The sequence below is a fragment of the Methylobacterium sp. C1 genome (assembly GCF_001854385.1).
Classification (GTDB): domain Bacteria; phylum Pseudomonadota; class Alphaproteobacteria; order Rhizobiales; family Beijerinckiaceae; genus Methylobacterium; species Methylobacterium radiotolerans.
In genome coordinates this window covers 4,265,514-4,284,675 of record NZ_CP017640.1, presented here as the reverse complement: position 1 = coordinate 4,284,675, position 19,162 = coordinate 4,265,514, and the positions used below count along the sequence as shown (strand labels likewise).

Sequence of the window (19,162 nt, the reverse complement as noted above, 5' to 3'; positions counted from 1 at the left end):
AACTTATGTTCCGCCCCGTTTGCCGCCGGAGCTTGCCCGCGGTGCCCCAGGAGATTCTGCCGATGATCGGCCGCCGCATCCGCACAGCCGGCTCCGTGATCGCCGCCGGGCTGTGGCTCGCGACCGCCAACCCGGCCCACGCGCAGGTCGGCGCCTTCATCGACAGCCTGTTCGGCCACAAGGAGGAGCCCGCTCCACAACCGGAAGCCGCCCCGGCGGCGCCGGCGCCGGCCAAGAAGCCCGCGCCCAAGGCCAAGGAGGCGAGCAAGGAGGCGAAGCCCGGCAGCGCCAAGTCCGGCAAGGGTGGCGACAAGGCGAGCGACAAGGCGGACCACAAGGCGCCCGAGCCGAAGGTCGCGGCGGTGGGCGCCCCGGCGGCGATCGTCACCGGCGACTCGGCCGATCCCGCCACGCTGCTGGCGCAGGCCAACGCCTACTTCAACGGCATCAACACCCTGTCGGGCAACTTCGTGCAGATCGGCGCCGATGGCCGCCGGATCGGCGGCAAGCTGACGCTCGCCAAGCCCGGCCGTCTGCGCTTCGACTACGACCAGCCCTCGCCCCTGGAGGTGGTCGCCGACGGGACCTCGGTGGCGGTGCGCGACCGCAAGCTCAACACCCAGGACCTCTACTTCATCGCCCAGACGCCGCTGAAATTCCTCCTGCGCGAGAAGATCGACCTCGCCCGCGATCTCACCGTCACCGACGTGGCGAGCGATCCGGGCAGCGTCCGCATCAGCCTGGAGGACCGCGCCACCCTGGGCGGCACCTCGAAGATCCAGCTGTTCTTCGATGCCGAGATGAAGACCCTGTCGCAGTGGCGGATCACCGACCCGCAGGGCTACGTCACCACGGTGACGCTCTCGAACCTGCAGAAGGGCAAGAGCGTCGACGGCAGCCTGTTCTTCATCAATTACGGGCGCTCCGAGGACAAGGCGATGCAGCAGCAGATCCAGCAATCGCAGAAGTGACGGGGGCGCCCCTCAGGAGGCGCCGAGCCCGGCCGCGCCGCCGGGCCGCCACCGGTTCAACTCCCGATCGATCGCGCCTTCCGTCCCGTGCAGGAACTCCGCGGTCGGCAGGCCGGGAGCCAGGGCGGCGAGGTAGCTCACCACCACCGTGCCGGACCGGGTCGCCGCGCCCCCGGGCCAGAACAGGCCGGAGTTGAGCGCCACCGGCACCACCGGCAGGCCGAGCCGGCCGTAGAGCAACTCGACGCCGCGCTTGAAGCGCAGCGGCTCGCCGATCGCGCCGCGGGTGCCCTCGGGGAAGATCAGCACCGACCGGCCCGCCGCGACCGCCTCCCGACCGCCGTCGATCATGGTGCGCAGGGCCTGGGTGCCCCTGGCCCGGTCGATGACGATCATCGGCGAGCGCCGGAGGAACCAGCCGACCACCGGGATCGCCAGCAGTTCCCGCTTCGCGACGATCGCCACGTCCGGCACCAGGACCAGGAAGGCCAGGGTCTCCCAGGTCGACTGGTGGTTGGCGACGATCAGGCAGGGCTCGTCCGGCAGGTGCTGGCGGCCCTCCTCGACGTAGCGCAGCCCGACGATCCGCCGCAGCCCGCCCAGGATCCCGCGCGCCCAGAGCCGCGTCGCCCGGCGGATCGGCCGCTGCGGCGATCCGGACAGGAGGAAGATCGCCAGCGGCGCGAGGAACAGGGTCGTCCAGGCGGCCCAGTAGACGGCGAACAGGAGCGAGCGGGCATGTGCCATGGCGGGCCTCGACGAGGGGCCCGGGACAGGGCAGGGCCCGGGCATAGCGCCTGCCGGTCGATCGCGCACGGCCTTTCGCCCGGCAAACGGTGAGCGGACTGTCGCGGGCCGCGAAATCGGCTATCGGAGCGCAACGCCGTCAGAACCCCAGCGCCGCTCGTGCAACTCACCGTCACCACCTGGAACATCAACTCGGTGCGCCTGCGCATCGATCTGGTTCTGCGCTTCCTCGCGGAGCACAAACCGGACGTGCTCTGTCTGCAGGAGACCAAGTGCCCGGACGACGCCTTCCCGCTGAAGGCCCTGCGCGGCTCGGGCTACGAGCACGTGATGTTCGCCGGCCAGAAGGGCTACAACGGCGTCGCGATCCTCTCGCGCTTCCCCCTGCACACCCGCTCGGTGATGGGCTTCTGCGAGCGCCAGGACGCCCGCCACATCTCGGCGGTGCTGGGGCCGGAGGCCGGGGCGGCCTCGGGCATCGTGCTGCACGACTTCTACGTCCCGGCCGGCGGCGACGTGCCGGACCGCGACCTCAATCCGAAATTCGCCCACAAGCTCGACTTCCTGTCCGAACTGCGCGCCTGGGGTGGGAAGCGCGTCTCCGGGCCGGCGATCCTCGTGGGCGACCTCAACGTCGCGCCCCTGGAGCACGATGTCTGGTCGCACAAGCAGCTCCTCGACGTGGTGAGCCACACGCCGGTGGAGACCGAGGCGCTGGAGGTCCTGCGCGGTGAGGCGGGCTGGATCGACGCGGCGCGCCACCTCACCCCGGAGCCGGAGAAGATCTACACGTGGTGGAGCTACCGCTCCCCCGACTGGTCGGCCGCCAACAAAGGTCGGCGGCTGGACCATGCCTGGGTGTCGCCGGACCTCGCCGGGACCGTCCGGAAGGTCGAGGTCCTGCGCGAGGCGAGGGCCTGGGAGCGCCCCTCGGACCACGCCCCGGTGACCCTGACCCTGGAGCTGTGACCGGGCGCGGAACTGCGGCGCGGTCCGAGCATTGCCCGCTCACGAACCCGTGACGCGAGCGAGCCCCGATGCGCAAGATCCTGATCGCTTTCCTCCTCCCCAAGGTCGTGTCCTACCTGCGCCGCCGCTACGGCGGCCCGCACGCCACCCGCAATCGGGCCTTCTGAGACCGCCCGATCAGGGCGACCGCCTGTGACCCCCGGGCGCAGGCGGTGGCCGCCGCGAAGGCCCTAGATTCTGCGGATCCCCCGCCGAGGAGCCGCACACGATGACCCAGGACCCGCGCGAGGCCGGCCCCCGGCCGCCCTTCCCCGGCGACCAGCAGCAGCCCCGCCCCGGCCTCACTACGAAGATGTCGCCGCGCCCCGACCACGGCGAGGAGAGCTACGTCGGCAAGGGCCTGCTCACCGGCCAGGTGGCGCTGATCACCGGCGGCGACTCCGGGATCGGCCGGGCGGTGGCGATCGCCTACGCCCGCGAGGGCGCCGACGTGGCGATCTCCTACCTCGAGGTCGAGCAGGAGGATGCCGAGGACACGAGGGCCTGGGTGGAGAAGGCCGGCCGCCGCTGCCTGCTGCTCCCCGGCGACATCCGCGACGCGGCCCAGTGCCGGGATCTCGTGGCGCGCACCGTCGAGGCCTTCGGGCGACTCGACATCCTCGTGAACAACGCCGCCGCGCAGGTGGTGAACGAGGGCCTCGACGATCTGGCGGCGCCCGACATCGAGGGCTCGTTCCGCGCCAACGTCTTCGCCATGTACTACCTCGCCCAGGCGGCGGTGCCGCACATGAAGCCGGGCGGGGCGATCGTGAACAGCACCAGCGTGCAGGCCAAGGTGGCCGATCCCAGCATGCTGATCTACGCCGCCACCAAGGGCGCGATCGCGAGCCTGACCATCGGCCTGTCGAACCTGCTGGCGCCGAAGGGGATCCGGGTGAACTGCGTCGCCCCCGGGCCGGTCTGGACGCCGATCCAGCCGATCGTGAAGAGCCCGGATCAGATCGAGCAGCTCGGCGCGCAGACGCCGCTCGGCCGTGCCGGCCAGCCCGCGGAACTGGCCCCGGCCTACGTGCTGCTCGCCTCCCGCGAGGGCAGCTACATGTCCGGGGCGCTGGTGCCGGTCACCGGCGGCATGCCGATGCTCTGACGCGGGCGCGGCGATCCGGGCGAGCGCCGCCGCGGAGGGAGGGACGCCGCTCGAAGCCACGAGGACGCCGTCCGTCCGCCTCAGCCGGTGGCGTATTCCAGCTCCGGCGCGAGGACCGCGTCGCTGTCGGGGTGCACCGTGACGGGGATCGTCTTGGCGGCCGGCGTCTTGCTGCCGATCGCGTAGTGCCAGATCGGCATCAGGACATTGCACTCGGGGTAGTAGCCGCCGATGCAGCCGATCGGGATGTCGTAGGCCACGACCAGCAGGCCCGAGAGCTTGCGGTCGACGCCGTCATCGGCGACCGTCCGGAGCGTGACGGGCTGGCCGATCTTGAGGCCCCGCCGGTCGATGTCCGAGCGGTTCATCAGCACCACCTTCCGGGTGTTCTTGATGCCCCGGAAGCGGTCGTAATAGCCGTAGACCGTGGTGTTGAACTGGTCGTTGCTGCGCAGCGTCATCAGCCGCAGGGTGTCGTGGCCGACATCGGGCATGTCGGCGTCCTCGTCGAGCCCGGTCGGGGTGACGAAGTTGGCCCGTCCCGATTCCGTGCGCCACTCGCGCCGGTTCGCCGGCAGGTCGCGCTGGAAGCCGCCGGGCTCCCACATGCGCCGCTCGTAGTCCCAGAACGAGTCCGGCAGCGTCTCGCCGATCTCGCGGCGGATCTCGGCGAAATCCTCGCTGTACGCCGCCCAGCGCACCCGCGGGTTCGGATCGAGGACGCGCTGCGCCAGCTCGCAGATCAGGCGGATCTCGCTGATCAGGTGCGGCGAGGCCGGACGGCGCAGGCCGCGATTGCCGTGCACGCAGGCCGAGGTGTCCTCCATCGAGAGCACCTGCTGGCCCTTGGAGGTCTCGACGATCTCCAGGCGGCCGGTGACCGGGAGGACGTAGCTGATCGCGCCCGGCAGCAGCGCGGTCCGGTTGAGCTTGGTGATGACGTTGACGGTCAGGGGGATCCGGCGCCACGCCGGCTCCATCTGGCCGTGGTCGGGGATGGCGCGGGCGAAGTTGCCGCCGAGCATGACGAAGGCGCTGACCTCGTCCCGCAGGATCGCTTCGCAGGCCTCGACGGTGTTGTAGCCCGGCTCGCGGGGCGGCGCGAAGGCGAATTGCTGGCCCAGCCGGTCGAGGTCGAACAGCTCGGGCTTCTCGGTGATCCCCATCGTGCGCTGGCCCTGCACGTTGGAATGGCCCCGGATCGGGCAGATCCCGGCGCCGGAGCGGCCGATATTGCCGCGCATCAGCAGCAGGTTCACCAGCATCTGGACGGTCTCGACCCCGGCCCGGTGCTGGGTGAGCCCCATGCCGTAGACGCCGATGGTCGCCTTCGCGTGGCTGTAGACGTGGGCGGTCGATTCCATGTCGGCCCGGTGCAGGCCGGAGCGGCGCTCCAGCTCGTCCCAGTCCTGAGCGCGCAGCCAGGTGGCGAAGGCGTCGAAGCCGTGGGTGTTGTCGTGGATGAAGGCCTCGTCGAGAACGGCGTCGCCGCCCCGGGCCCGGGCCGCGTCGTGCAGGGCGAGGACCGCCTTGCAGATGCCCGCGATGGCGGCGAGATCGCCCCCCGCCTTCACCTGATGGTACTGCGAGCTGATCCGCGTCGCCTTGCCGGTGAGCATCTCGGTAGGCGATTGCGGGTTCAGGAACCGCTCCAGGCCGCGCTCGCGCAGCGGGTTGTAGGTGATGATCGGGACGCCGCGCCGGCTCGCCTCCTGCAGCGGGTGCAGCATCCGCGGCGCGTTGCTGCCGGGATTCTGGCCGAAGAACATGATGCAGTCGGAATGGGCGAAGTCGTCGAGCGACACGGAGCCCACGGCCTGGCCGATGCTCACCGGCAGCGCCACCGAGGTCGTCTCGTGGCACATGTTGGACGAGTCCGGCAGGTTGTTGTTGCCGTAGAGCCGGGCGAAGAGCTGGTAGAGGTAGCTCGCCTCGTTCGACAGGCGGCCCGAGCTGTAGAACACGGTGCCCTTCTGCCGGTCCGGGACGGCCCTGAGCTCGCGGGCGATCTCCTCGACGGCGTGGCCCCAGGAGACCGGCACGTACTTGTCGGTGGCCGGGTCGTAGCGCAGCGGATGGGTGAGGCGACCGGTCTGCTCCAGATGGTAATCGTCCCAGTCCAGCAGCTCCGTGACCGTATGGGTGGCGAAGAAGTCCGGCGTGCAGCGGTGGGCGGTGAGTTCCCAGGCCACGGCCTTCACGCCGTTCTCGCAGTACTCGAAGGGCAGCGGGCTCGCGGGCTTCACCCAGGCGCAGCTGTTGCACTGGTAGCCGTCGACCTTGTTGTGCCGGCTGAGCGCGATCGGCCCACTCGCCAGCACGCCCTCGCGCCGCAGGATGGTGCCGACCGACAGGGCGGAGCCCCACCCGCCGGCGGGCAGGCGGTAGGGCTTGAATTCGGGCTTGTCCAAGGGGGGCGATCTCCGAACCGTGCCGCCGGGAAACAGCGGGCACATCGCGACGTTCCCCGTTGAAACCGCGGGCGTCACCCTTTGTTCGCGAGATTATCTTGATCCTAACGGAGGTTAGTGTGGCGGTCGGTCGGGACTATCTCTTGAGAAAGCCTTCGGGTCCGTCGAGTCCGAAGCTGTTCCTCGACACGCAGGTCGTGCCGCTCGCCGTCAATATCGCGGGAAGCTTGGAGGTGGCGCTGGACCGCGCGGCGGCGCGCACGGGCGTCCGGCCCGCGCTGATCCTGGCGGGCGCGACCGGCCTGATCGGTCTCGGTCTGGTCCGCCTGCTCACCCGTCGGGGCGCGGCGAAGGGCCGATTCGAGCGGATGTGAGCGGAGGAGCCGGGATGCCGGTCATCGCCGGGCGGATGTTCGGGGAGACCCTCGACGGCGCGCGCGCGATCAATCAGACCTTAACCGCGGATCGGTTCTCAACGGCGGGACGGCCCCGAAGGCCTCCGGGTCCGGCACGCGGCGACGGCGCCGCTGCGGACCCGAACGCCGCCCCGCGCCATCCGGGCGCCGCCGATCCCGACGGAGACGACCATGAGCGACGCCCAGGCCCGGACCGCGCTGGTGACGGGGGCTGCCCGCGGCATCGGCCTCGCCACCGCGACCCGCTTCCTCGCCGACGGCTGGAACGTCGCCCTGCTCGACATCGACGGCCCGGGCGTGACGGCGGCGACCGAGCGGCTCGGCCGCCCCGAAGCCACGCTCGCGGTGACGGCCGATGTCTCCGACCCGGAGGCGGTGGCGGCGGCGATCCGGCAGGTCGCCGACCGGTTCGGCCGCCTCGACGCCCTGGTCAACAATGCTGGCATCGCGATCTTCAAGCCGCTGACGGAGACCACCTTCGCCGACTGGTCGCGGGTGCTGGCGGTCAACCTGTCCGGCCCGTTCCTGTGCACGCAGGCGGCGGTCCCGCTCCTGTCCGAGCGCGGCGGGGCCGTCGTGAACATCACGTCGATCTCGGGCCTGCGCGCCTCGACGCTTCGGACCGCCTACGGCACCAGCAAGGCGGGCCTCGCGCAGCTCACCAAGCAGCAGGCCGCCGAGCTGGCGCAGTACGGGATCCGCGTGAACGCCGTCGCCCCGGGCCCCGTGGACACCGCGATGGCCAAGGCGGTGCACAGCCCCGAGATCCGGGCGGATTACCACGACGCCGTCCCGCTCGGTCGCTACGGGCTGGAGACGGAACTCGCGGAGGCGATCGTGTTCCTCTGCTCGGAGCGCGCCTCCTACATCACCGGTCAGCAGCTCGCCGTCGACGGCGGTTTCGAGTCGACCGGCATCGGCCTGAAGACGCTGCGCGGCGCGCGCAACACGTGAGGGCACCGGCCCGATCCGCCAAGTTCGGACAGGGTTCGTTAACCCTGCCGCCGTAGCCCGGATGCTTGGTCAACAGGCGCGAGCACCATGCCGAGACTCGGCTCCATGATCGTCGACGGTCTAGCGTTCCTCCTCGTGGCGATCGCCCTCGCGGCGGTCGTCGCCGGCTACGAGCGGAACCTGCCGGATCCGTCGGCGGCACCCGCGCTGGTCGCCGCGGGCGCCCCCACGTGGACCGACCCGGAGACGATGGGCTCGATCGCGCCGGCCGCGGGCACGGTCGTCCTCTGGGCGGACGCGCAGCCTGCGCTCGCCACGCCCGAGTCGGACCGCGCCGCCGGCGGCGCCTGGGTGAGCCCGCCCCGCCGCTGAGGCGACGGGCCGATCGGCTCGCCGGGCTCTCAGGAAGGCCGGTCGGAGCGGCACCGGAGCGCCCAGGTCGCGATCACAACTGATCGTTAACTATGGTTGCTGAACCTTCCACCGCACAGCGAAGCGGAGAGGCATCCATGGCGCGCGACGGCAACCGACCCCACCCCAGCGCCCTCGCGCGCTACCCGGTTCCGATCGAGCTGATCTCGGCCCTGTTCCGCGCCGACGATGCCGAGCGCGACCGGCTGCTCGCGCCGATGCCGGCCTACGGCCGCGCCCGGATCGCCGCCTACTGCGCCGACCACGCGCGGCTCGAGGCGCTCGGCCTGAAGGTCGCGCGGTCCTGCGACGAGGCCACGCTCGTCCGGGCCGCGGGCGAAACGGTCGGCGCCGATCTGTTCGCGCGCTCGCGGGCGCCCGCACCGGCGCCGATCCAGCTCCAGGCCGCCTGATCGACCTCCGCGTTCCGACCCGTCCGGTCGAAGCCGTCGGGTTGATGAATGCCCGGGCCTGTCCCGGTTCACAGCCGCCGGCGCATCCTCCTGTCATCGGCCCGGTGCGTCCGGGACGCATGTTCAGGAGATCGTGTCATGATGCGCTCCAAGATGCTCGGCCTCGTCGCGATGGCCGCGGCGGGCCTCGCGACCGCCACGGCGGCGAACGCGGCGCCGTTCGGCTACGGCCCGCCCGAGGCCGGCGCGGTGATCGAGCGCGTGGCCGGCGGCTGCGGTCCGGGCTTCCACCCCAATCCCTGGGGCCATTGCCGGCCCAACGATCGCGGCTGGGGCTGGGGCGGCCCGCGCGGACCCTACGGTGGCCGGCCCGGCTACGGCGGCTACGACCGCGGCTACGGTGGCTACGACGGTCCGCGCCGGTCCTACGGCGGCTGGTGATCCGCACCGGCGACCCTCGAACCGGTCGCCGCGTCTCGAGCTCGGCCCGCCGCGCGCCTCCGGATCCGCGGCCGGCCGGTGCTGGACCAGTGCTCGGCCACCGACTTGTCCCCCCGGAACGGACAAAGCCATATTCACGACGGCATAGAGCCGTATTAATCTCTTTCGGGACGCAACATAGTGTCCCGGAGATTCTTCGTCATGAGTCGCTATGTATTTGCATCCCTGATGATCGCCGGCGTGGTGGCCGGCGCCTCGCCGGCCGCGGCGCTCTCCGCGAAGGATTGCTCGGTCAAGTACCAGGCCGCCAAGCAGGCGGGCACGCTGAACGGCCAGAAGTGGAACGACTTCCGCAAGGCCGAGTGCGGTGCGGCGGCCGACAACGCCCCGACGACCGCGCCGAATCCGGTCTCGCCCACCGCGGCGACGACCGCGCCGGCCGCCCCGCCGGCGGCTCCGCGCGCCGGGACGACGTCCGCCGCCGCGGCGTCGGCCACGTTCCCCCGCGCCGTTGATCCGAGATACGCCAGGGAATCGGCCGGCAAGGCCCGGATGCACACTTGCCTCGACAGCTACAACGCCGCGAAGGCCGCCGGCACGCTGGGCGGCATGAAGTGGATCGAGAAGGGCGGCGGCTACTATTCGGCCTGCAACCGGCAGCTCAAGGGCTGAGCGGCGGCGTTCCGGGGCACCGGAGGCGGGCGACCCGGAACCTGCGCCGGCGCGCGATCCGAGCGCGTCGGCGGATCCGGATCCCGGGCTCCGCCGCGCGGCCCCGGGACGATGCATCGATACGGCCGGGCCGTTCCGGCCCGGAGGTTCGACTCACCCGAGCGGGCGGCCCGCCCAGGTGAGGGAGGGCGCTGCCCCTGGACCGGACACGATCCTAGAACGGGATGTCGTCGTCGAGGTCGTAGCCGCCGCGGCTGCCGCCGCCGCCGCCCGAGGAGGCCGGGGCCGGACGCCGCTCGCCGCCCTGGGCGCGGCCGCCGCCGAAATCGCCGCCGCGATCACCGCCCCGGCCACCGCCGAAGTCGCCGCCGCGGCTGATCTGGCCGCCACCCTCGTCCTCGCCGGCGAAGTCGCCGCCGCCGCCGCGCCCGTCGAGGATCGTCATCTCGCCGCGGAAGCGCTGGAGCACCACCTCGGTCGTGTACTTCTCGACGCCGGAATTGTCGGTCCACTTCCGGGTCTGGAGCTGACCCTCGATGTAGACCTTCGATCCCTTGCGCAGGTACTGCTCGGCCACCCGGGCGAGGTTGTCGTTGTAGATCACGACCGAGTGCCACTCGGTCTTCTCCTTGCGCTCGCCGGTCGCCTTGTCCTTCCAGGACTCCGACGTTGCGAGCCGCAGGTTGCAGACCGGGTCGCCCGAACCGAGGCGGCGCATCTCGGGATCGCGCCCGAGGTTGCCCACCAGAATCACCTTGTTGACGCTGCCCGCCATCGCTCTCTCCTAGTCGTACGGATCTCACAGGGCACCAGCCCGGCGGCGCGCGAACCATGCGCCCGGGCTTCCGGAGCGGCAACCGGCGGGTCAGGCTTGTGCCCGCTTTCCGCAGCGCCGACGGATCTTCTTGTTCTATCTCTGTTCCATTCGGGCGGCAAGGCTCTGTCAGGACACCCGGACCACGAGCTTGCCGAAATTCCGGCCTTTCAACAGGCCGATGAACGCCTCCGGAGCGTTCTCCAGCCCCTCGACCACGTCCTCGCGGTAGCGGACGCGCCCGTCCTGGATCCACCCGGCGACCTCCTTGCGGAACGTCTCCGCCTGCTCGGCGAAGTCCCAGACGATGAAGCCCTGGATGTGCAGCCGGTTGGTCAGGACCGAGCGCATCAGGCCGGGCAGGCGGTCCGGGCCGGGGGGCACCTCGGTGGCGTTGTAGGCGGAGACGAGGCCGCAGACCGGGATCCGCGCGAACGGATTCAGCAGCGGCAGAACGGCCGCGAAGACCGCGCCGCCGACATTCTCGAAGTACACGTCGATGCCCTTCGGGCAGGCTGCGGCGAGCGTGCCCGGCAGGTCGGATCCGCGGTGGTCGATGGCCGCGTCGAAGCCGAGCTCCTCCGTGAGGTAGCGGCACTTCTCGGGACCGCCCGCGATCCCGACGGCGCGGGCGCCGTGGATCTTGGCGATCTGGCCGACCAGGGAGCCGACGGGGCCGGCGGCGGCCGCCACCACGACGGTCTCGCCGAACTTCGGCCGGCCGATGTTGAGGAGGCCGGTATAGGCGGTCATGCCCGGCATCCCGAGCACGCCGAGCGCCGTCGAGGGCGGAGCGGCGGCGGGGTCGACCTTGCGCGACCCCTTGGCGTCGGTGACGCAGTACTCCTGCCAGCCCGCGAAGGCCGTCAGCAGGTCGCCCACGGCGTGATCCGGGTGGTTGGAGGCGACCACCTCACCGACGGTTTCGGCGGTGATCGGCGCGCCGATCTCGACCGGCGCCGCGTAGGATTTCGCGTCGCTCATCCGGCCGCGCATGTAGGGGTCCAGGGACAGCCAGCGGGTGCGCAGCAGGACCTGGCCGGGTCCGGGCTGCGGCACCGGCACCTCTTCCAGGCGGAAATTCTCGGGCCGCGGCTCGCCGTGCGGGCGCGAGGCCAGGACGATGCGGCGGTTCATGGCGGTGGTCATGGCGGACTCCCGGAAACTGGCTCCCGCTCCGATCTGGGGCGCCGGGCCCGGGAGGCAAAGGCGCCGCCGTGATCGCGCGGACGAGTCGCGCGTTGTCCCGACTCGGGAGCGCGGAGCGTCGGCATGCGGGAGACGGCACTGGGACTCGGACTGGCAGCCACGACAGCCATGGCGGCGGCGGCTGCCCCGGCCGGGCCCCTCGACGGCTATCGCGACCGGGCGCGGGTCCTGGTCCTGTCGGCGCCCGAGGCCGGGGACGCTCAGCTCCGGGCGCAGCGGGCGGCGCTGGCCTCGGTCCGCGCCGGTGTCGCCGAGCGCGACCTCGTGGTGCTGGAAGCGGTCGGTTCCGGGGCGGAGGCGCGAACCCTGCGCGAGCGCCTCGGCCTCCCCGCGGACAGCTTCCGCGCGGTCCTGATCGGCAAGGACGGGGGCGCCAAGATCACCGCAGCGGCGCCGATCGCGCCGCAGAGGCTGTTCGCCACGATCGACGCGATGCCGATGCGCCGGACCGAGATGCGCGAGCGCCGCTAGGGCCTCGGCCGGGGCCCGATCCCCTGTGCACGGCGGGGCCGCGGACACCATCGGTTAAGCCTACCGGCCTATCACCGAAACGTGTCGACGGCCGTGTACCGGCCGTCCGTTGAGGCCCGCCAGGACGCTCGGACGAGACGCTCGAATCGATGACCCGACAACAAGTCGCCACCGCCATCCGCCGCCTCGTCGACCTGCAGGTCGAGGATATCGAGCGCGCGGTCCGCGACGGCCACAAGACCATCGCGCTGAACGAGCTGGCGGATCTGAACCGCCAGCTCAAGGCCTTCGCGGCCGCACTCAGGAAGGCGCCGGCCCGGATCTGAGCCGGGCCCCGCGCTACCAGCGCGGCCCGCCCCAGCGGCGGGGTGGGATGTCCTCCGGGGGCGGAGGCGGCGGCCCGCGGTCGACGACCGGCTCGTCGCAGACCCGCACCCGCCGCAGCACCGGCTCCCCGTCCGGACCGAAGCGCCGCCGCACGAATTCCCGGCACGCTTCCGGGTACGCTTCCGGGGACGCTTCGGGGGGCACAGCGGTGAAGCGGGGCCCTCGAACTTCGGGCTCGGGCCTCGGGCCCGGAGGAGGCGGGGGCGGCGGTGGCCGGCGCTCCGGCTCGTCCTCCTGAGCGGGGCCGCCGTAGCCGTGCGGCGGCGGGTACGGGCCGTCGAAATCGGCGGCCAGGGCCGGGCCGGCGGCGAGGAGCAGGGCGCAGAAACCGGTTCGGACGAGGAGTCGACGAGCGGGCACGGTGGCCTCGGCGTGGGCGGGCGCGCGGGGATCGCGGCCATCATCGCCGGAGGGTGCGACCGGGCGCCTGAACCGCCCCCGAGTCGCCGTGTCGGCTGACGTTCAGCCGGCTACTTCTGCATCGCGTTCACTTCGCACTGGGCGTAGTCCGCGCTCGCCTTCACGTAGGCGTTGAGCTTCTGCAGGTAGGCCTCGGCGATCGGCCGGAAGGCCTGCGCCTGCAGGTTATAGGCCTTGATCGCGTCGTTGTAGCTGTAGGCCTCCCAGCCCGGGCAGCCCTCCTTGGCGTCGAGGCAGGCGGGCTTCGGCGGCAGCGCCGGCTTGGCCGGGCGCGCGGAGGCCGGCGGCGGCTCGGGCGGCGTGCAGGCCGCGGCGGCCGGCGCGGCGGCCAAGGGCGGCGCGGCGGGCGCGGCCTTGGCGGCCGGCTTCGCGGGCGGGGTTGCGGGGGGCGTCGCGAAGGCGAGGCTCGGCGCGAGCAAGCCCGCGATCAGGAGAGGCGTGCCGCGCATGGCGTCTCGAAAGCTCCGCTGGGCCCGGGGCCGCCGGCGGCGGAGGACCGGGAGCGGGTTCTGCGGCATCACGCCGGCGGCGACAAGGGCTCCCGGACAGGCTCCCGCACGGCACTCCGGACAGCGTCCCGGCGGGGCGTGGGGCCCGGTTGCCCGCGCGATGCCGGGCCGGCGGTGCGGGCCTGCGGGCCGCGCGCGAGCGCCACGAGCGGGAACGACAGGCCGACGGCCAGCACCCACCAGGCCGGCCGGATCGGGCCGGAGAAGTCCAGGTTGGCGGCGAGGACGAGGTTGGCCGGAACACCGCTGGCGAGGCCGTACCAGGCGGCTTCCAGCCCGGCGGTCGCGAGCCCGGCGACGATCGCCAGGAGGAGGAGCGACCAGGGCCGCTCCGGCCACCGGAAGCGCCGCATCACACGCCAGCCCATCAGCAGCAGGAACAGGCCGGCCGAGAAGACCGGGTCGGTGACATCGATCTTTGACTGCAGGAAGTAGTGGACCAGGGCCGCCACGGCGATCGTGTAGGTGAGGCGGTGCAGGCGGTTCCAGTTCGGGCCGAGATTGCGGATCGCCGCGTCCGTGGAGGTCAACCCCAAGGCGATCAAGCCGACCAGGGCTACGAAGCCGATCGTCAGATAGAGCCGGAGCGCGATCTCCGAGATCACCTTGGTGAGGATCAGATTCTGGTCGACGGCGTAGAGGGTGAGGTGGGCCACCGCGTAGGCCATGACGGTGACGCCGAGCATGCGCCGCACGACGATGACCTTCGGCCAGTCCGCGAGGCGCCGCAGCGGCGAGATCGCCAGCGAGAAGAGCAGGAAGCGCACGGCCCACTCGCCGGTGGCGTGGATCAGGGCGGTGATCGGCTTCGCCCCGAGGGCGTCGAGCCGGTAGGCGGCCGCGAGGTAGAGCGCGGGCGCGACGCAGCCCGCGAACACCGCGAGCTTCAGCCAGGAGAGACGGCCGGCCCGGTCGAGCCAGGGGAGCGGGATGCCGAGGTGAGCGGCCAAGCGATCGATCATGGGTCCGAACGGAAGCTTCGCGGTGGACGACGGCGCCGCGCCGGCGGAACGGGCCACCGGCGGGAACGGCTGCCCGGGCCATCGGTGCCGTCACGGGTCGGTTCGCCGCGGGCGGGCGCAGGTTACAGGGCGGCGTTGACCTGTGTTGTGGTTGACCGCGCCGTTCCCGCGGCGAGATAGCGGGACGACGGAGGTTGGAAGGATCCCATGCAGTACCGCACGCTCGGCCGCTCCGGCCTCAAGGTCTCGCCGATCTGCCTCGGCACGATGATGTTCGGCGGCCCCACCGACGAGGCCACGGCCGGCCGCGTCGTCGCCAGCGCCCGGGAGGCCGGGATCAACTTCATCGACACGGCCAACGTCTACACGGAGGGCCGGTCGGAGGAGATCACCGGCCGGGCGATCAAGGCCGAGCGCGACGCCTGGGTCCTGGCCACCAAGGTCGCCAACCCGACCGGGCCCGGCGTCAACGACCGCGGCCTCTCGCGGGTCCACGTGATGAGGGCCGCCGAGGACAGCCTGCGCCGCCTCGGCACGGATGTCATCGACGTCTACTACCTCCACAAGGAGGACCACGACACGCCGCTCGCCGAGACGGTCCGGGCGATCGCCGACCTCGTGCGGGCGGGCAAGATCCGCCATTTCGGCGTCTCGAATCACCGGTCCTGGCGGGTCGCCGAGATCTGCCGGCTCTGCGACGAGGCCGGGATCGACCGGCCGGTGGTGAGCCAGCCCTACTACAACGCCTTCAACCGGATGCCCGAGACCGAGCACCTGCCGGCCTGCGCGCATTTCGGGCTCGGCGTCGTGCCCTACTCGCCGCTCGCCCGCGGCGTGCTCACCGGCAAGTACGATCCCGACACGCCGCCGCCGGCCGAGTCCCGCGCCGGCCGCCAGGACGCCCGGATGATGCAGACCGAGTGGCGCCCGGAATCCCTGCGCATCGCCCGGACCCTGAAGGAGCACGCCGAGGCCCGCGGCATCACGGCCGGCCAGTTCGCCACCGCCTGGGTGCTGAACAACCGCCTCGTCACCGGTGTCATCGCCGGGCCGCGGACGGAGGCGCAGTGGCAGGAATATCTCGGCGCCCTCGACTACGCCTTCACGCCGGAGGACGAGGCCCTCGTCGACGGATTCGTCGCCGCCGGCCACCCGACCACGCCGGGCTACAACGATCCGGCCTATCCGCTCGAGGGGCGTGTGCCGAGGAGCGGCTGAAGCGCGGCCGATCTCTAGCCAATCCCCTCATCCTGAGGTGCGAGCGCAGCGAGCCTCGAAGGCGACTTCCGGGGCTCTCAGCGGTATCTGGAATCCTCCTTCGAGGCCTCCGCAGCGCTCCGGCACCTCAGGATGCGGCCAGGATCGGGAAGGACAGGGTGGCGCCGTGCGACGGATCCGCCTTGCGCTCCGGGCGCGGGACCGCTATCTAGCTCTCAACAGTTCTGATGGCAGTCGAGAGGCTGCGGTTCGGGAGTGGGCCCCACCGGGTCCGCTCTTTTTTTTCGCCGCACACCCTCTCGCCGCACGAGGCCCCACGCCGCGGGCGGCCAGGCAGGACGCCGCGAAGGTTGCGCGCTGAACATCCATGTCGTCCGAGATTGAAGCGGATCTGTCCGAGAAGCGCCTCGTCCGCGAGGCCGGGGTCGCCGCGCGCGTCGCGCAGGCGATCGAGGGGCCGCTCGCGGGCCTCGGCTTCCGGCTGGTCCGGGTGAGGATGTCCAACGTCAACGGCTGCACCGTGCAGATCATGGCGGAGCGGCCGGACGGCACCTTCACGATCGACGATTGCGAGGCGGTGAGCCGCGCGATCTCGCCGATCCTCGACGTCGACGATCCGGTGGGCGGCGCCTACAACCTCGAAGTGTCCTCGCCCGGCATCGACCGGCCGCTGGTCCGGGTCTCGGACTTCGCCCGCTGGGCGGGCTACGAGGCGAAGGTCGAGCTGAGCCCGCCGCTGGACGGGCGCAAGCGGTTCCGCGGCATCCTGGGCGCGCCCGATCCGACGGGGACGACCGTCCCGATCGACCTGCCCGACGTGAAGGAAGGGCTGCCGAGCCGCATCGACCTGCCGCTGAAGGACCTCGCCGAGGCCCATCTCGTCCTCACCGACGAGCTGATCCGCGAATCGCTCCGCCGCGGCGGGCCGCCCGCCGCGGACGAGGCCGACGAGGCCGAAGAGGCCGAGGACGAAGAGGTCGCCGCGGAGAGCGCGTCGTCGCCTGCGCGGGCGCCCTTCCAGCCAAAGGGGCCCCGGAAGGCCAGCCCCGCGGCCAAGCCCCAGAAACAGGCCCGAACCGGCCCCAAGAAGCCGGTCGTGACCAAGGCGTCCCGGCTCAAGGACCGCGATTCCCTGCACTGAGACCCCCGCGTCGGCTGCCCGGCGGCCGGCCCGAAGATTTGACGGAAGAGAAGGACCGACACCGATGGCCGTCGTCAGCGCCAACAGGCTCGAACTCCTCCAGATCGCCGACGCGGTCGCCCGCGAGAAGGTGATCGACCGCTCCATCGTGATCGACGCGATGGAGGAGGCGATCGCCAAGGCCGCCCGCTCCCGCTACGGCGCCGAGACCGACGTTCACGCCGAGATCGACCCGAAGACCGGGGCGCTCCGCCTCTCGCGCCACCTCCTGGTCGTCGATCAGGTGGAGAACGACGCCCGCGAGATCACCCTCGACCAGGCCCGCCGCTACAACCCGGGCGCGCTGGTCGGCGACGTGATCTCCGACACCCTGCCGCCCTTCGATTTCGGCCGCGTCGCCGCCCAGTCGGCCAAGCAGGTCATCGTCCAGAAGGTCCGCGACGCCGAGCGCGCCCGCCAGTTCGACGAGTACAAGGACCGCATCGGCGAGATCCTCAACGGCATCGTGAAGCGCGTCGAGTACGGCAACGTCATCGTCGATCTCGGCCGCGGCGAGGGCATCGTCCGACGGGACGAGATGATCCCGCGCGAGACCTTCCGGCCGGGCGACCGCATCCGCTCCTACCTGTTCGACGTGCGCTCGGAAGTGCGCGGGCCGCAGATCTTCCTGTCGCGCTCGCACCCGCAGTTCATGGCCAAGCTGTTCGGCCAGGAAGTGCCGGAGATCTACGACGGCATCGTCGAGGTGAAGGCGGTGGCCCGCGATCCGGGCTCGCGCGCCAAGATCGCGGTGATCTCCCGCGACGGCAGCATCGACCCCGTCGGCGCCTGCGTGGGCATGCGCGGCTCGCGCGTTCAGGCCGTCGTCGGCGAGCTCCAGGGCGAGAAGATCGACATCATCCCGTGGTCGGAGGATGAGGCGACCTTCATCGTCAACGCCCTCCAGCCCGCCGAGGTGGTGAAGGTGGTGCTCGACGAGGAGGCCGACCGCATCGAGGTGGTGGTGCCGGACGACCAGCTCTCGCTGGCGATCGGCCGCCGGGGCCAGAACGTGCGCCTCGCCTCGCAGCTCACCGGCTGGGACATCGACATCCTGACTGAGGCCGAGGAATCGGAGCGCCGCCAGAAGGAGTTCGCCGAGCGGACCCAGGTGTTCATGGAGGCGCTCGACGTCGACGAGACGGTCGGCCAGCTGCTCGCGGCGGAAGGCTTCCGCAACGTCGAGGAGATCGCCTACGTCGACATCCAGGAGCTCTCCGGCATCCAGGGGCTCGACGAGGAGACTGGGACCGAGATCCAGGCCCGCGCCCAGGACCACCTCGCCCGGATCGAGCAGGCGCACGACGCCCGCCGCACCGAGCTCGGCGTGTCCGACGAGCTGCGCGAGATCGAGGGCATCACCACGCCCATGATGGTCGCGCTCGGCGAGAACGACGTGAAGACCGTCGAGGACTTGGCGGGCTGCGCCACCGACGACCTCGTCGGCTACACCGAGGGCCGCGGTCCCGACGCCGTGCGCCACGCCGGCTACCTCGACGGGTTCGACTTGTCCCGCGCCGAGGCCGAGGCCCTGATCATGGCCGCCCGCCTGAAGGCCGGCTGGATCGAGGCTCTGCCGGAGCCGGAGACCGAGGAAGGGGCCGAGGAGGGTGCCGAGGCGGCCGAGGGCGAAGAGACCGCCCCCGCGCAGGCCGAGGCCTGAGCCGAGAGCCGGCGGAGGCGCGATGGTCGCGGTCGACACGACCCCGCCCGAGGACGGGCTGGAGGCCGGGGGGCTCGATGCCGGCCCCGGCCGCCGCTTGCCCGAGCGGACCTGCATCGTCACGCGCGTCGCGCAGGCGCCGGACGCGATGATCCGGTTCGTGCGCGGGCCGGACGGCAGCGTCGTGCCCGACCTGCGTGCCAAGCTGCCGGGCCGCGGCGCCTGGGTCAGCGCCCGCCGCGAGGCGGTCGCCACCGCGGTGCGCAAGAACCTGTTCGCGCGGGCGTTCAAGGGGCCGACACCGGCCGCACCCGACCTGCCGGACCGGATCGTCGCGGGACTCCGGGAGGACCTGCGGCAGGCCATCGCCATGGCCAACAAGGCGGGCTGCGTGGTCGCGGGCTTCTCGAAGGTCGAGGCGGCGATCGGCGGCCAGCCCGGCGCCATCGCGGTGATTCACGCCGCCGAGGCGAGTCCGGACGGCCGGCGGAAGATCGCGTCGGCCTTGCACAGGCGCCACGGTGACGCCATGTCAAGGATCCCGATCATCGATGACCTGTCCGAGGACGAATTGGACATGGCCTTAGGTCGGGATCATGTGATACACGCTGCGCTCGTCGCAGGAGCCGGAGCCGCCGGCTGCCTGTCGCGTTGGCGTCGGCTACGCTCCTTCGAGGGCGCCGCCGCGGCGACCGGGGAGCCCGATCCAGCCCGAATCGGCGGGGTCGACGAAGCCTCACGTTGACGACGCAGGACTATTTTGACCGGCGCCACCGG

22 protein-coding genes are annotated in these 19,162 nt (G+C 71.8%); 15 read left to right on the top strand and 7 right to left on the bottom strand.

Annotated elements, in window-relative coordinates:
- The first annotated feature begins 62 nt into the window (after window positions 1-62).
- Window positions 63-971 carry an outer-membrane lipoprotein carrier protein LolA gene (locus BKE41_RS19810; RefSeq protein WP_024829146.1) on the top strand — a complete coding sequence of 303 codons (909 nt, stop codon included), beginning with the start codon at window positions 63-65 and terminating at the stop codon, window positions 969-971.
- Between the two features lie 12 nt (window positions 972-983).
- Here the strand turns inward: BKE41_RS19810 and BKE41_RS19805 are convergent, their stop codons facing one another.
- The gene (locus BKE41_RS19805) at window positions 984-1,718 is read right to left on the bottom strand and encodes a lysophospholipid acyltransferase family protein (RefSeq protein WP_043074271.1); all 735 of its coding nucleotides are present in this window, start codon (window positions 1,716-1,718) and stop codon (window positions 984-986) included.
- A 159-nt stretch (window positions 1,719-1,877) separates the two neighbouring features.
- Between BKE41_RS19805 and xth the strand changes: the two genes are divergently transcribed.
- Window positions 1,878-2,687, top strand: a complete 810-nt coding sequence (gene xth / locus BKE41_RS19800; RefSeq protein ID WP_029361258.1) for an exodeoxyribonuclease III — start codon at window positions 1,878-1,880, stop codon at window positions 2,685-2,687.
- 268 nt (window positions 2,688-2,955) lie between these two features.
- Window positions 2,956-3,834 (top strand): SDR family oxidoreductase, encoded by an 879-nt coding sequence (locus tag BKE41_RS19795; RefSeq protein ID WP_029361257.1) that lies wholly within the window; start codon window positions 2,956-2,958, stop codon window positions 3,832-3,834.
- An 80-nt stretch (window positions 3,835-3,914) separates the two neighbouring features.
- On the opposite strand, the gene BKE41_RS19790 is transcribed toward BKE41_RS19795, so the two are convergent.
- Window positions 3,915-6,290, bottom strand: coding sequence for an FdhF/YdeP family oxidoreductase (locus tag BKE41_RS19790; protein ID WP_071000013.1), 2,376 nt, complete (start codon window positions 6,288-6,290; stop codon window positions 3,915-3,917).
- 98 nt (window positions 6,291-6,388) lie between these two features.
- On the opposite strand from BKE41_RS19790, the gene BKE41_RS19785 reads away from it, so the two are divergent.
- The 6 genes from BKE41_RS19785 to BKE41_RS19760 all read left to right on the top strand — a co-directional run bounded on the left by BKE41_RS19785 (window position 6,389) and on the right by BKE41_RS19760 (window position 9,552).
- The gene (locus BKE41_RS19785) at window positions 6,389-6,619 is read left to right on the top strand and encodes a hypothetical protein (protein WP_245295816.1); all 231 of its coding nucleotides are present in this window, start codon (window positions 6,389-6,391) and stop codon (window positions 6,617-6,619) included.
- Between the two features lie 213 nt (window positions 6,620-6,832).
- A complete protein-coding gene (locus BKE41_RS19780; RefSeq protein ID WP_071000012.1) occupies window positions 6,833-7,615 on the top strand; it encodes an SDR family oxidoreductase in 783 nt (260 codons plus the stop codon).
- Window positions 7,616-7,720: 105 nt separating this feature from the next.
- Complete coding sequence (locus tag BKE41_RS19775) at window positions 7,721-7,987, top strand: hypothetical protein (RefSeq protein WP_071000011.1); 267 nt, start codon at window positions 7,721-7,723, stop codon at window positions 7,985-7,987.
- Window positions 7,988-8,124: 137 nt separating this feature from the next.
- A complete protein-coding gene (locus tag BKE41_RS19770) occupies window positions 8,125-8,439 on the top strand; it encodes a hypothetical protein (protein WP_012320674.1) in 315 nt (104 codons plus the stop codon).
- Window positions 8,440-8,577: 138 nt separating this feature from the next.
- Window positions 8,578-8,880, top strand: coding sequence for a hypothetical protein (locus BKE41_RS19765; RefSeq protein ID WP_012320673.1), 303 nt, complete (start codon window positions 8,578-8,580; stop codon window positions 8,878-8,880).
- Window positions 8,881-9,081: 201 nt separating this feature from the next.
- Entirely contained in the window at window positions 9,082-9,552 is a 471-nt protein-coding gene (locus tag BKE41_RS19760; RefSeq protein ID WP_029361256.1) for a hypothetical protein, read from the top strand.
- Window positions 9,553-9,766: 214 nt separating this feature from the next.
- On the opposite strand, the gene ssb is transcribed toward BKE41_RS19760, so the two are convergent.
- Both ssb and BKE41_RS19750 read right to left on the bottom strand, forming a co-directional pair.
- A complete protein-coding gene (ssb, locus tag BKE41_RS19755) occupies window positions 9,767-10,327 on the bottom strand; it encodes a single-stranded DNA-binding protein (RefSeq protein WP_012320671.1) in 561 nt (186 codons plus the stop codon).
- Window positions 10,328-10,495: 168 nt separating this feature from the next.
- Entirely contained in the window at window positions 10,496-11,515 is a 1,020-nt protein-coding gene (locus BKE41_RS19750) for an NADP-dependent oxidoreductase (protein WP_012320670.1), read from the bottom strand.
- Window positions 11,516-11,638: 123 nt separating this feature from the next.
- Here BKE41_RS19750 and BKE41_RS19745 point away from each other — a divergent pair, with 123 nt between their 5' ends.
- Together BKE41_RS19745 and BKE41_RS31705 are read left to right on the top strand one after the other, a co-directional pair.
- A complete protein-coding gene (locus BKE41_RS19745; RefSeq protein ID WP_012320669.1) occupies window positions 11,639-12,046 on the top strand; it encodes a DUF4174 domain-containing protein in 408 nt (135 codons plus the stop codon).
- Between the two features lie 149 nt (window positions 12,047-12,195).
- Window positions 12,196-12,372: a hypothetical protein gene (locus BKE41_RS31705; protein ID WP_012320668.1), complete on the top strand. Its 177-nt coding sequence runs from the start codon at window positions 12,196-12,198 to the stop codon at window positions 12,370-12,372.
- Window positions 12,373-12,385: 13 nt separating this feature from the next.
- On the opposite strand, the gene BKE41_RS31240 is transcribed toward BKE41_RS31705, so the two are convergent.
- The 3 genes from BKE41_RS31240 to BKE41_RS19735 form a co-directional block, all read right to left on the bottom strand.
- Window positions 12,386-12,793, bottom strand: coding sequence for a hypothetical protein (locus BKE41_RS31240; protein WP_159392762.1), 408 nt, complete (start codon window positions 12,791-12,793; stop codon window positions 12,386-12,388).
- Window positions 12,794-12,903: 110 nt separating this feature from the next.
- Complete coding sequence (locus BKE41_RS19740) at window positions 12,904-13,302, bottom strand: hypothetical protein (RefSeq protein ID WP_245295815.1); 399 nt, start codon at window positions 13,300-13,302, stop codon at window positions 12,904-12,906.
- Between the two features lie 68 nt (window positions 13,303-13,370).
- A complete protein-coding gene (locus BKE41_RS19735; RefSeq protein WP_071000010.1) occupies window positions 13,371-14,324 on the bottom strand; it encodes a protein-methionine-sulfoxide reductase heme-binding subunit MsrQ in 954 nt (317 codons plus the stop codon).
- Between the two features lie 207 nt (window positions 14,325-14,531).
- Between BKE41_RS19735 and BKE41_RS19730 the strand changes: the two genes are divergently transcribed.
- The 4 genes from BKE41_RS19730 (at window position 14,532) to BKE41_RS19715 (ending at window position 19,130) form a co-directional block, all read left to right on the top strand.
- The gene (locus tag BKE41_RS19730; protein ID WP_071000009.1) at window positions 14,532-15,542 is read left to right on the top strand and encodes an aldo/keto reductase; all 1,011 of its coding nucleotides are present in this window, start codon (window positions 14,532-14,534) and stop codon (window positions 15,540-15,542) included.
- A 367-nt stretch (window positions 15,543-15,909) separates the two neighbouring features.
- Entirely contained in the window at window positions 15,910-16,683 is a 774-nt protein-coding gene (gene rimP / locus BKE41_RS19725) for a ribosome maturation factor RimP (protein WP_012320664.1), read from the top strand.
- A gap of 64 nt (window positions 16,684-16,747) precedes the next feature.
- Window positions 16,748-18,385 carry a transcription termination factor NusA gene (nusA, locus tag BKE41_RS19720; protein WP_012320663.1) on the top strand — a complete coding sequence of 546 codons (1,638 nt, stop codon included), beginning with the start codon at window positions 16,748-16,750 and terminating at the stop codon, window positions 18,383-18,385.
- A gap of 22 nt (window positions 18,386-18,407) precedes the next feature.
- A complete protein-coding gene (locus BKE41_RS19715; protein WP_071000008.1) occupies window positions 18,408-19,130 on the top strand; it encodes an RNA-binding protein in 723 nt (240 codons plus the stop codon).
- The last annotated feature ends 32 nt before the right edge of the window (window positions 19,131-19,162 follow it).

Coding starts and splice junctions, on each gene's coding strand:
- BKE41_RS19810 (WP_024829146.1), top strand. CDS start 63: ATGATCGGCCGCCGCATCCGCACAGCCGGCTCCGTGATCGCCGCCGGG.
- BKE41_RS19805 (WP_043074271.1), bottom strand. CDS start 1,718: ATGGCACATGCCCGCTCGCTCCTGTTCGCCGTCTACTGGGCCGCCTGG.
- BKE41_RS19795 (WP_029361257.1), top strand. CDS start 2,956: ATGACCCAGGACCCGCGCGAGGCCGGCCCCCGGCCGCCCTTCCCCGGC.
- BKE41_RS19790 (WP_071000013.1), bottom strand. CDS start 6,290: ATGTGCCCGCTGTTTCCCGGCGGCACGGTTCGGAGATCGCCCCCCTTG.
- BKE41_RS19780 (WP_071000012.1), top strand. CDS start 6,833: ATGAGCGACGCCCAGGCCCGGACCGCGCTGGTGACGGGGGCTGCCCGC.
- BKE41_RS19775 (WP_071000011.1), top strand. CDS start 7,721: ATGATCGTCGACGGTCTAGCGTTCCTCCTCGTGGCGATCGCCCTCGCG.
- BKE41_RS19770 (WP_012320674.1), top strand. CDS start 8,125: ATGGCGCGCGACGGCAACCGACCCCACCCCAGCGCCCTCGCGCGCTAC.
- BKE41_RS19765 (WP_012320673.1), top strand. CDS start 8,578: ATGATGCGCTCCAAGATGCTCGGCCTCGTCGCGATGGCCGCGGCGGGC.
- BKE41_RS19760 (WP_029361256.1), top strand. CDS start 9,082: ATGAGTCGCTATGTATTTGCATCCCTGATGATCGCCGGCGTGGTGGCC.
- ssb (WP_012320671.1), bottom strand. CDS start 10,327: ATGGCGGGCAGCGTCAACAAGGTGATTCTGGTGGGCAACCTCGGGCGC.
- BKE41_RS19750 (WP_012320670.1), bottom strand. CDS start 11,515: ATGACCACCGCCATGAACCGCCGCATCGTCCTGGCCTCGCGCCCGCAC.
- BKE41_RS19745 (WP_012320669.1), top strand. CDS start 11,639: ATGCGGGAGACGGCACTGGGACTCGGACTGGCAGCCACGACAGCCATG.
- BKE41_RS31705 (WP_012320668.1), top strand. CDS start 12,196: ATGACCCGACAACAAGTCGCCACCGCCATCCGCCGCCTCGTCGACCTG.
- BKE41_RS19740 (WP_245295815.1), bottom strand. CDS start 13,302: ATGCGCGGCACGCCTCTCCTGATCGCGGGCTTGCTCGCGCCGAGCCTC.
- BKE41_RS19735 (WP_071000010.1), bottom strand. CDS start 14,324: ATGATCGATCGCTTGGCCGCTCACCTCGGCATCCCGCTCCCCTGGCTC.
- BKE41_RS19730 (WP_071000009.1), top strand. CDS start 14,532: ATGCAGTACCGCACGCTCGGCCGCTCCGGCCTCAAGGTCTCGCCGATC.
- rimP (WP_012320664.1), top strand. CDS start 15,910: ATGTCGTCCGAGATTGAAGCGGATCTGTCCGAGAAGCGCCTCGTCCGC.
- nusA (WP_012320663.1), top strand. CDS start 16,748: ATGGCCGTCGTCAGCGCCAACAGGCTCGAACTCCTCCAGATCGCCGAC.
- BKE41_RS19715 (WP_071000008.1), top strand. CDS start 18,408: ATGGTCGCGGTCGACACGACCCCGCCCGAGGACGGGCTGGAGGCCGGG.